Below are 9919 nucleotides of genomic sequence, written 5' to 3' on the forward strand. Positions count from 1 at the left end.
GCTTCTTGCGCGGGGATTAATTTGGGGACGTTTGCTAAGTGCGATGTCGTGGCCCGGAGCCCGCGCGAATTTTCGGGAGCCGCCGGCTTTGAGCTCTACTGGTCCGTTGTGGTGAACTCGTTCGTGATGCTCTCTACAGAGCCAATCGACATCCAAGCGCCGATGACCATCGTAGCTGGAATGATGGGCGATCAGACCGGTTCGACATTCGCAGGACTTTGCTTGACACACGTCAGGTTTGATAAAATCAGCGTTTGCGATCGCGCGCTGAACAGCGCGACGGGCAGCAACTTTTTCAGGATACCTTTCCTTGTAGCGCTGAACCGCAAGTGCGTTTTGCGAGCGCACCCGATCTCGTCTTCGATCGATCCGCGCGCGAGCCTGAGCTCGGAAATGCTCCGGGTTTCTTGCGCGTCGGGCTCGTCTCCCTGCGTTGATCTCGTCACGATGCTTGATGAGACGTTGACGCAAGCGATCGGCGTCACAGCGCTTGCAAGTATTGCATCGCCCTTTGCGCGCAGTCGCGCACTTTTTGAAATCGCAAAGCGGTTTTGCGGCCCCGCACTTGCGGCACTCACGAACTTCGGTGAGGGTGTCGGTAGAAATAAAAATAGCCGGCCCGATTTTTTCGGACCGGCTGTTCAAGCCATCGGATCTGAGCATGGTGTTAGCCGCTGGCGGCCCTCCGAGCTTCACGATTAGCACGGTCTCGAGCGGCAGCAGCCACGATGCACGCCAAACATTTGTCGACGTATCCGTCGTCGGAGTACCGAGAGGACGGAAAGGTCGATTTGGGCTTGACCTCGCCGCAGCAGCGACAGCGCTTGGCGGCACCCTCCACGTTAGACTGGGTCATGGTTCTTGGTCACTCATCAAACCCAACTCGCGCGCGACCCAATCCTCAACAGCGGTTTCGCGATAATAGAATTTGTGACCGAGCCGAATGCGCTTGGGAAAATCGCGCGCCTTGTCGGCCAATATTTTCCCGAGTGTTGGACGCGACATTTGTAGTAGTTCGCAGACCGCTGACGTGTCGATCAAGCCGAGAGCTTCCGGGCTGCGACGGGTCCTATCCGGTGTCGGTGCTGTTACGACGTGCATGGATGTACTCCGTGTTTTCTAAAATTAAAGCCGCTGAGCAACGCTCGTGGCGGACAGGACTTTCAGGACTTAAGCGGCGATGGATTCAGGTTCCCGGCGGCTTTCTTTCGCCGGTACCATGTGGCGCGAGAAACTTCCTGGGTAGTCCAGGGCTGTGTGATTTCGGCCGAGACATGGCCGCTCCACCGCTTCGCTGCGCCACGTCTTCCTAAAATCGATTGACGCGCGCTAAGCCGCTCGACCGAAAAGTTTCGCCAGGTCCATTTCGCGACCGACTTGGCGATCGCGCGAATTTCGCTAAAGGGAAGCGGTTCGGAAAATCCAAGATTGCAAGCACGTCCGGCCTGCTCGAGCCGCAACTGAAACTCGGCGATGGATTTTCCCGCCTTTTTGGCGTCCAGAACTTCGCGATAGGCGATGGTGCGAACGGTGTCGAAGCAATCGCAGTTCCGTCCGAGCCCGTGGACGTTGGAAATTTCAGCTCGTTTGTCGCGCTCAAAAAGCCAAGAATCCAGCTCTTCCAAGCTGTATGGCTTATCGCGTCGCCACTCGACGTCCCAGTCGGAGTGAAGGGGATTTTTCGCGATCAGACCCGTGAACGCCGGATCCGCGCCGAGCCTGCGACGCATCCCTCGTTCGACCGCCGCCGCGAACGCCAGGGGGCCGGGCCGCGCCGCGGAATGTTTGGCAATGGGCGTCGCGAGCCATACCATCGAATGAGCGCGATGGCTGGCCTTGTTAATGGCGATGGCGTTTGGCTGCGGCAGCACTGCATCGCGATGCCGCAAGGCAGCACCGGCATCGTCGTCATCGAAGATGAGAAACTGAATAAACGCCGGCCCGTTGAGTTGGATGTGTGACTTTCGAATTGCGATGTCGCGACGCCGGATGAGGAGACCATCGCTGGGATTATCAGAGCAGTACGGCCTCGCCGGCAGAAGATCGGCAAAAAAATGTCGCAGCGAGGCTCCCTCGTGAGACAATGGCCATTTAGGCGCTTGATCTGGCTGGGCGAGATTAGGGATCTGTGCAGTCTGCATTATTTCGCACCACTATCCGAGGCGCGCGGCTGACCTCTCGCCAAACGCACACTCGTGCGAGCGAAACGGCAGATTGCTGCGCGCATGTTGATCCGATCACTGACCCGCGCCTGACAAGAAAAGGGGTCGGTGGGTGAAACTTCAGCACCGCCTCTCAACGGTGGGGCTTAGGTGCGGATGAGTTTTCGAGATTCTGAATTGCGGACGGTTTCGGCCGCCGCGTTAATTCGTCTGCTATTTCAAAGCATTGAACGAAATCGGCAACAAAAAAGCCCGCGGAACCATGTTCCCGGGCGTGATCCATCTTCAGCGTAGTAAAAAAGGTGTCTGTTTCGAGGGTTTTCGTCAACCGCGTTTTTGCAGCTTTTTACAAAATTCGACTGTCGGTTTGAAGTGATGACTAAAAAGACACAACTCTTTTTCGACTCTACGCATATTCCAACATCCAAAGTCGGGCCACTGCACCCGTTCGTTTCACGCGTGCTGACGCTGCCGCGGGCCGTTGGATAATCGCATTCCACCGTGGTCGGATTTCATTCCACGCAAATCGGAAGACGATCTCTCACGATGATCAAGCGACCCTGCAAGTAGGGCTATTATCTGACATGGCCATTGTCGCAAGACCGCCGAGATCGGAATGCACGTGAAGTCCTTCCGTTGAAACTTATGGACGAGACCGACAATCAGTACTCGCATCCACTCTGGATACATGGCGAGAAGTCACCGCCTGTCCCAATCGGGAGCGCCGACCCGGCGTTGGTTGCAGAGGAGGAACACTGTCTCGCCCCGTTCCGGACGGTGGGATAAATCGGCTGAAAAACTCAGTTAAATCAGATCCAAAAAAGTGATTGGCGCGCCGGACAGGATGAAACTGCGAACACCTACGTCGTTGTGATTGCGATCTAATTTCCGATCAGTTGGCGGAACGTGGTCGGTTCAATGCATCCATCGGGGCCAAGCGTCTCGATGGCGTCAAGATCCCTTGAGCGACAGCGCGGATGGCGCTGGAGTTGAGATAGACCATGATGGTCTCCTTTTGGAAAACCAATGATACTGCTACGCGGGTCCGAAGTCCTCCATCAGGATATTACCGGACAGATTGAGTTGGTCGCTCTGGAGCCGGGCGGACACGAACTGCTCCAGTTCAATAGGCGGCATAGGCCGCCCACACGTTCGCGAGATCAAGGCTATTACCAGCGGACCGAGACCTCGCCGCCGAGGGCTTCGACGGCGCGAAGCAGGGCCTTGCGGTTGAAATTACCATTATACCATCCCGCCTTCTGAAAATATCGTCGAGTGCCCGCCATCGCATCGAGATCGACCATGGAGAGTTTGAGATCAAAGGCACGATCACGAATGAGGTCGATCAACGGATGTCCGGTCGTCATCAGTTTCCTGCGCGCGCGGTGAATGCCGACGTGCTGCGCCTTGGCCTTGATCTTCTCCCAGGTAACGTCCGGGAACGCGGCCAGGAGTTCTTCTCGGCTTGCCTGTGGATAAAGACGCCGAAGGCGCGAGACCTCGATTGCCAGCCAGACATGCCGCCGCGTGACGAGATCAAGTGTCCGCGCACGCGCTCTCAGTGCATAGTATGTCCGTCGCCTCAGCTTTCGGCGCAGGGCTTTGTAGTCAGGGTAAAGCGCCCGGACGACGTCGTCCTCCCGCTCAGTCCATAATGGATGACCGTTCGGCGTCCTGCCCATGCGAATGATCCGCTCACGCGCACGCCGGGCTCTCGCGACGCCCATCGCTGCATACTGAAGTCTCATGGCAAGAGCGAATACGAGCTGCCTGTTTAACGGCTTCAACGGCAACATCGCAAAAACGGGTTTTTGCACAGCTTTCACAGCCTGTGCCCATTTGCTTCGGCCCATGAACTCCGTCTTCGGCGTTGCTACCGACTTGAAAGGCATCGGGGGAACAGCGGTCCGAAGAGTTCAGGCGCCGACGATGAGGACCATCAACACGTCTGCCCACTGATCACTACCGAGCTTCTTCAAAAGATAGCTCCGCTTGTGAAGGGGCACGCGTGCTCTACGTACTGCCGTGGTTGTGGCTGTAAGGGCGGTCCAGGTTATCGCGATGCCGACGGACGCTGCGTCGGCTACAAGGACATCATCGCCAAGTGCGGGCCGCCGCCGCATTCCGGGTGTCACCGGGAATGTGCGACGGTCTCGGAGAGCTGCCTCTTCGGGCGCGTGTGGTTGAAGGCGCAAGCGGCCGCCGCTGGGCTTGCGCTAACGTTTGTCGCGGCTGAACCGGTGAACGGCGAGCCGTTGAAGTGAGATGCAATCTTAACAAGGGCGGTTAGAAAAAGCGCCCCGACTGAAATCAACCGCTGGCTGGTTTACTCGTTGTCGTCTCAACGATAATTTTCTTGCCGCGCGTGAAATACTTGAGCGCGCCGAAGACAACGGCACCGGCGGCCCAAAACAAAATATTGATCATGATGCCGAGACCGGCGCCAGCATCAGCCCACTGCTTCTGTCTCCCGACAGAGTCTGGTAGCGTGAGTCGGCGTTCCAGTCAGAAGGGCGCGTGCCGGTGAGCCGCACAGTATTCATTGCGGTGAAGCTTTTTCCACTCATCCGGTGTTCTTGTCGCCTTGATGCAAGCTCGGCACATTTGCCTTTTTGACGTTGCGGCGCCGCAATATGCGCGTCCACCGAGTTCGATCCATTCTCGGTAATCGGGAGTCGACAGTCCGAAATGGCGCGCAGCGTACCCCTCGGGGTCGCATCGAAACTCTTCATATTGGGAAGTCGCTAGTAGGAGCGTTTTCGAACCATTTGCAGTCCGAATGTCGACTGGAGTGAGCACGCTATCCTCAAACGGACAAGGACAGGCCCACCACCCGTGCACGAGTGATGGGCCCCATACCTTGCCTTGAACGGCTCGTCGGCCGGTCAACACGGCTCCACTTGGATGCAGGCGCGTGGCTCTGGTCTCGTAGGACACTGGCATTTGGCTGGATCGCTGGCGGGAGAAGCCGGCTCGCGTGTGACATTTGAATCGTGCCAGCTTGTCGAACGGAAGTCAAACAGGCTGCCGTGCTGGTGCTATTTATCCACCGCTCTTGTTCTGTGCACGCTCGATCACCTCGGACGATTGGGCTCAGCGGATATATACAAGGTCGCGGCAGTCAACTTACGTCGCGTGGGCGCAAGGCATGAGCACAGCAGCGCAGGAGAGCTACGCCCCGCATATTGCCTACCTTCTGCGACGCGGACTGGAATCTCCTATTGGTCGGCTGAAGCTTGCCGAGGCCACCGAATATCTCATTGGCCAGCTCGAACGAAATCGTTTCAATTCTCAGCGCGCGAGAGAGGTATACGCCATGGCGATCGACAACGCGCTTTGGGCTAGCTTGAGTGGTACGAAAGATCGTCGGCGAATCTACGCCGAGTATCTGGTCAGCAACAGCAGGGATGCTCACGTCCGTCGGCTGATTGCCGAGCTGACGAATAATGGAGCGCGCCGCGACCAGAGACCGGTACGTCGCCACTTCCGATGGCTTTTGGGGGCTTAGCAGCCAAAGGCGAATGTCGCCAAGCCCAGGGCGTTAGCTCCCTGATTTATATACGTTGGGGCGAACTGCGCCCCAGCCGTGCTGTTTCAGAAGCCCGTCGAGTTCGACCCGCAGGCGTTTGCGTCGGCCTGCCGTGGTCTGCTTATTCGTCATTGGAATTATGTTGTTTGTCATCACGCGAACAGAGCCATCCTTAGCGCGTTTCAGACGGGCGTCCGACGCCCCACCGACGATCGCCTCGGCTAAACTCTTTGCTATCGGTTTAACGTCGAGCCGCTCGTCTGTCGCATAAAGCTGCCTTCGCTTCTCCCCGACGACGATCGCCTGCCCCATCTCAAGATCAATGCGCCAAGTATACACTGTTGCCCGAGTCGAGCCGTTCACCGTCTGACCATGGCGTTCAATCGCGAAGTAGAGGTTTGGCCGCTCCCACCTCGGGTCTTCCATTCGACCGATGAGCTTCTCGGGGCGCATGTTGGTCGTGTCATCTGTCGATAAGCTGTCCCATGTCTGGGCGACCAACACCTCCAGTTGACTCTTGCGGTCGCCAGGAATGTCACCGTTAGGAACCGTTTCGAGGTACCGCTTTAGCGTTTGCAAATTCAAATCGTATTCCATTCATCACTCCGCCGCTTCGAGCAATTTTGCGATCTGCTTCGGCCCCTTCGCGATCGCACGAAGGAAACTCCGCGCCGTCGCATCTGGCGACGATCGGCCTTGCTCCCAATCGCGCACCGTTGCGACGGGGATGCCGTACCGCTCGGCGAACGCATCTTGCGTTAGTTCGAGCTGCCACCGGAGCCGTTTCACTTCCGGGACGCGCCGCGCCTTTCGCAATGATGCCGCGCTCGAAGGCTGCGCATCCGGATCGCTCATCGCGGCTGCCTCGATTTGTGCATCGGAACGCGGACCCTTCCGATCAATCGTCTTTCTAGCCTTTTTCATATCGCTTCCGCTCTTCACGGGTCGCTCGTCGGGCTGAAATCAGACGCGTGATGGGCTTACCCGAAACACCCTCGCGTTCAGTGTAGACGACCAGGAGCAATAGATGCTGACCGGAGTATCCGATCAGGCGGTAGCGCTCCTCGCTGAAGTAATCATCGTCAAGCTCAAGGGCAAATGGGTCATCGAAGACCTTCGTCGCCTGTTCGAATGAGATCCCGTGCTTTGCAAGGTTGGCCTTGGCTTTTGCTGGGTCCCAGTCGAACTGCATGCTCAATTATATAATACGGAGATTCCGTAGTCCAGGGGAATTGCCGACCCTAGTCGATCAGATCAAGGCCCGTCTTTTCTTTGATCTTCTGCCGGACGAAGGCCTTGGCGATTTCACCGAGCATCTTCAATGTCGCGGCCCGGCTCTCGCGTGCCGCTTCCATCGTGGATCTCCAAACTCTGTCGTCTCGGATGGAGTTTGCGAAATCATGGCCAGCGGCGGTCAGACAACAGGGAATGGAATATGTTCTTTGCGTTGTTGCAAAAGATCTGACGCGCATATAGCCCGCGTCTCCGAGAAGCCAGACGTGGTAGTCCACTGCCTCGTCAGATGCTCCATCAATACGAAAGTTGTTAATCGCGGCATTTGGGCTATCGCCCAGCTCCTCAACTTTGAGAACGATCGTACGCACCAACTCGTCGTCTCGCTTCATAGTGAGCCTCCATCGCGGAGCCGATTAGGTGAGCACCCGATGAATACTCGTTGATCTGAACGGGCGACACTTGAAACTTACGGAAATATCGTAGGCCTCAGCTCCGCCACTGCTCAAGCGGATCGTACTCTGCGTTATCCGGGTTCATGACGGAGAAATCCGGGGAAAGCTCGATCGTGGCGAACGGAAAGAAGGCACGCTTATGCTGCAAACCATCAAACCAGATGCAATCGACATTTTGCGAATCTACAGCAGCAACTGTCATCTGCGCCCCCCCCGACTTGAGGCGCACTTTATCTCCAACATTCATTCCTAAAAATCCTTTGGCAGTCTCACCATGTTGACTGCCAACGATGAAGCGATTCGTCCCGTGAGTATAGGTAGGCGACAGCCTTGCAAATCCTCGGCACGTTATCGCGCGAGCCCGGGCCATTGTTCATAAACCTTATCGATCAGACTGCGGATGGCTTTCAGCCCGTGGAAGCGCAGTGCGATCGACCCGTCCGGCTTTTCGATTTCAAAAAAGAAAACGCCGATCAGCCTGCGTTCGAGGACCTTCTGACTTCCGTCTCGCTCATAGATGACACGCCACAATCCGCCGACAACTGCCGAGGTTGGCGACTTCGCGGTTCAATATGTCGACTGCATTATTGCTGCCAAGATGAGCCGCTTCTTGAGCGCCCTCGACTGAACCTCAATAGTGCAAGTTCAATCCCACTCTCAGTAACGCTTCATCATTTGTCAGATCAAACGGACCGGTGCCGACGTTGTAGGTTTCGCGGCCGTAGTTGGTATATAGACCTTCAATCTTCAGGCTGATCTTCTCGGTTGCGGCCCACTCGACGCCGCCGCCCGCAACGTAGCCTGTATTCCATTGATTATCGCGAAGATCGAAAGCGCCTGTCTTTTTGCAGGTTCCGAATGCGGCACCAGCTGGACATTGGGTGCCCCATTCCATTTGCTCAAACGCTGCACCTGCCGTGATGAACGGTAAGAAGTTACCGACAACGACGCCCAATCGTCCGCGAACAGTTGCGATGGCGCTGACGTTGAAGGTTTCGGTGAGGTAATTGCCGTCGTGTTCGGTGACGCCTAAGTTGCCCCACGAATAGTCACCTTCGATGCCGACCACGATGCGTCCAAATTGATGATTGTAGCCGAAAGTGACACCCCCGAGACCGTCACCCAGTTTGGGTCGCGGAGGGCCGCTTTTTCCGTTGTTCGGATTGTAGGAAGGCAAATCGGGGTAGTCGATGTTAGTCCAATCGTACGTCCCAACGCCGCCGATATAGAGGCCGGTCCATCGATCAACTTGCTCGATTGGGCCGTCTTTCAAACTACCATGATAGTAGTCGCCAGCCGATGCCGAGAGACAGCCAAAGGCCAACGCGGGCAGCATCGATGCCGCCACTAGGAAAGCTTTACGCAACATGGAACCCCGCAATACGCTGAACAAGCAATCCACATGTTATTAACTGATTATTAATACAATCAGACCACGGACAATCCGGAAAAATGTGACGTTGCGAAAGTGCAACGGTTGCGCCGCAGAACGTTCTTGGGGATTAAGGTCTGAAACGGCACGGTGCCGCCACTAGGATAATTTGCACGTCTTCAGTCACGAAATGTCGTCATGGGGTGAAGTTGTTCCGCGCCTAAGGAGAATGCTGGCGCTGCGCAGGCCACGATCCTGCTAGAACTTTCAGTGTTCGCATCGGCTTCCTTGTGCGGAATGCCTTGAGCGATCGTTGGCGCGCTGCCAATTGGTTTAAAACGACCCCGCCTGCCCCTCATCCTTCTTAGGCTTCGCCTTCCTCGCGGGTTCCTGCTCGGTGGTCGTCCAGTTGCCGCCGTCATCGTACGTGCGAAGAGCCGACTTCACTTCAGCCAAAGAAGCCTGCGTTTCCCCAAGCCACGCCGCCCAATTTTCCAGCTGCAAAATAGCTGGCATTCGGTCTGTGATTTTTGAAATCAGCACGTTGGCTGACGTCGTCACTTGAATGAAAGTATCTAGCGTTTCGTCGCCGTTCGTCCATTTCTCGCAGATCACAGCAATAGCAATCGGCTTTCCGTTGTTCGGCGTGATGACCCATTGCCCGCTTCGTTCAGTCGAATGATGTTTGCGAAGCGCATCGGCGTTGAGACGACTTCGCTATCTGTCTCGACAAGCGGCTGGGAGAAAGCGTGGACGTCTCTCCACGATGCCATTTGTGTAAACTTACCGCACATAGAGAACATCTCCACCGAGACGGCCGCCGACGCGGCCAGTTGCGATATATTTCGAGACACTTCGCGATAAAGCAGACGACGCCGTACGCAAAAGCGCATGCCATTGTGGCGGTGGAGAGCGTGATCATATGGTCCCCTCACTTTTTCACAGATCGAGGGGATCTTTGGCATAGCCAATGAGGATCACCCGCTCGACCGATATTTTCGGTTCAAACGACGACGATCCTCAGCTTGGTAGTGTCTCAGTTTGAATTCAATTTCGGGGTGGGAAATGGCGACGCTCGCTGGCGGGCCGGTCTATCGGCGGTCCTTTCCCTTCTTGTCGATCAGCACCGCCTCTTGCCATCGGCCTGGCGCCTTATCGGTGCGGTGAA

General features: G+C 56.3%; 11 protein-coding genes and 1 pseudogene. 1 reads left to right on the forward strand and 11 read right to left on the reverse strand.

Annotation, left to right across the window (positions count from 1 at the left end; translation table 11 throughout):
• Positions 1 to 852 precede the first annotated feature (852 nt).
• The 4 genes from AB4Z24_RS21985 to AB4Z24_RS22000 all read right to left on the reverse strand — a co-directional run bounded on the left by AB4Z24_RS21985 (position 853) and on the right by AB4Z24_RS22000 (position 4357).
• A complete protein-coding gene (locus AB4Z24_RS21985; RefSeq protein ID WP_441711710.1) occupies positions 853 to 1101 on the reverse strand; it encodes a helix-turn-helix transcriptional regulator in 249 nt (82 codons plus the stop codon).
• A gap of 62 nt (positions 1102 to 1163) precedes the next feature.
• Positions 1164 to 2141, reverse strand: coding sequence for a replication initiation protein (locus AB4Z24_RS21990; protein ID WP_441711712.1), 978 nt, complete (start codon positions 2139 to 2141; stop codon positions 1164 to 1166).
• 1190 nt (positions 2142 to 3331) lie between these two features.
• The gene (locus tag AB4Z24_RS21995) at positions 3332 to 4015 is read right to left on the reverse strand and encodes a hypothetical protein (protein ID WP_441711713.1); all 684 of its coding nucleotides are present in this window, start codon (positions 4013 to 4015) and stop codon (positions 3332 to 3334) included.
• 63 nt (positions 4016 to 4078) lie between these two features.
• Positions 4079 to 4357 (reverse strand): hypothetical protein, encoded by a 279-nt coding sequence (locus tag AB4Z24_RS22000; protein WP_441711715.1) that lies wholly within the window; start codon positions 4355 to 4357, stop codon positions 4079 to 4081.
• 953 nt (positions 4358 to 5310) lie between these two features.
• Between AB4Z24_RS22000 and AB4Z24_RS22005 the strand changes: the two genes are divergently transcribed.
• Positions 5311 to 5670 carry a hypothetical protein gene (locus tag AB4Z24_RS22005; RefSeq protein WP_441711717.1) on the forward strand — a complete coding sequence of 120 codons (360 nt, stop codon included), beginning with the start codon at positions 5311 to 5313 and terminating at the stop codon, positions 5668 to 5670.
• 33 nt (positions 5671 to 5703) lie between these two features.
• Here the strand turns inward: AB4Z24_RS22005 and AB4Z24_RS22010 are convergent, their stop codons facing one another.
• The 7 genes and pseudogenes from AB4Z24_RS22010 to AB4Z24_RS22040 all read right to left on the reverse strand — a co-directional run.
• The gene (locus AB4Z24_RS22010) at positions 5704 to 6288 is read right to left on the reverse strand and encodes a hypothetical protein (protein WP_441711719.1); all 585 of its coding nucleotides are present in this window, start codon (positions 6286 to 6288) and stop codon (positions 5704 to 5706) included.
• 3 nt (positions 6289 to 6291) lie between these two features.
• On the reverse strand, positions 6292 to 6615 hold the full coding sequence (locus AB4Z24_RS22015; RefSeq protein ID WP_441711721.1) for a helix-turn-helix domain-containing protein: 324 nt from the start codon (positions 6613 to 6615) through the stop codon (positions 6292 to 6294).
• Positions 6602 to 6883 carry a BrnT family toxin gene (locus AB4Z24_RS22020; protein ID WP_441711723.1) on the reverse strand — a complete coding sequence of 94 codons (282 nt, stop codon included), beginning with the start codon at positions 6881 to 6883 and terminating at the stop codon, positions 6602 to 6604. The genes AB4Z24_RS22015 and AB4Z24_RS22020 overlap by 14 nt, the downstream gene beginning before the upstream one ends.
• A gap of 49 nt (positions 6884 to 6932) precedes the next feature.
• A complete protein-coding gene (locus AB4Z24_RS22025; protein ID WP_441711725.1) occupies positions 6933 to 7316 on the reverse strand; it encodes a DUF2513 domain-containing protein in 384 nt (127 codons plus the stop codon).
• A gap of 97 nt (positions 7317 to 7413) precedes the next feature.
• The gene (locus AB4Z24_RS22030) at positions 7414 to 7626 is read right to left on the reverse strand and encodes a YodC family protein (RefSeq protein ID WP_441711727.1); all 213 of its coding nucleotides are present in this window, start codon (positions 7624 to 7626) and stop codon (positions 7414 to 7416) included.
• A 384-nt stretch (positions 7627 to 8010) separates the two neighbouring features.
• Positions 8011 to 8748, reverse strand: coding sequence for an outer membrane protein (locus AB4Z24_RS22035; RefSeq protein ID WP_441711729.1), 738 nt, complete (start codon positions 8746 to 8748; stop codon positions 8011 to 8013).
• 336 nt (positions 8749 to 9084) lie between these two features.
• A pseudogene (locus AB4Z24_RS22040) lies at positions 9085 to 9405 on the reverse strand (SOS response-associated peptidase family protein); the annotation flags it as partial.
• Positions 9406 to 9919: the final 514 nt, after the last annotated feature.

This window comes from Hyphomicrobium sp. 2TAF46, assembly GCF_052114865.1.
Classification (GTDB): Bacteria; Pseudomonadota; Alphaproteobacteria; order Rhizobiales; family Hyphomicrobiaceae; genus Hyphomicrobium_B.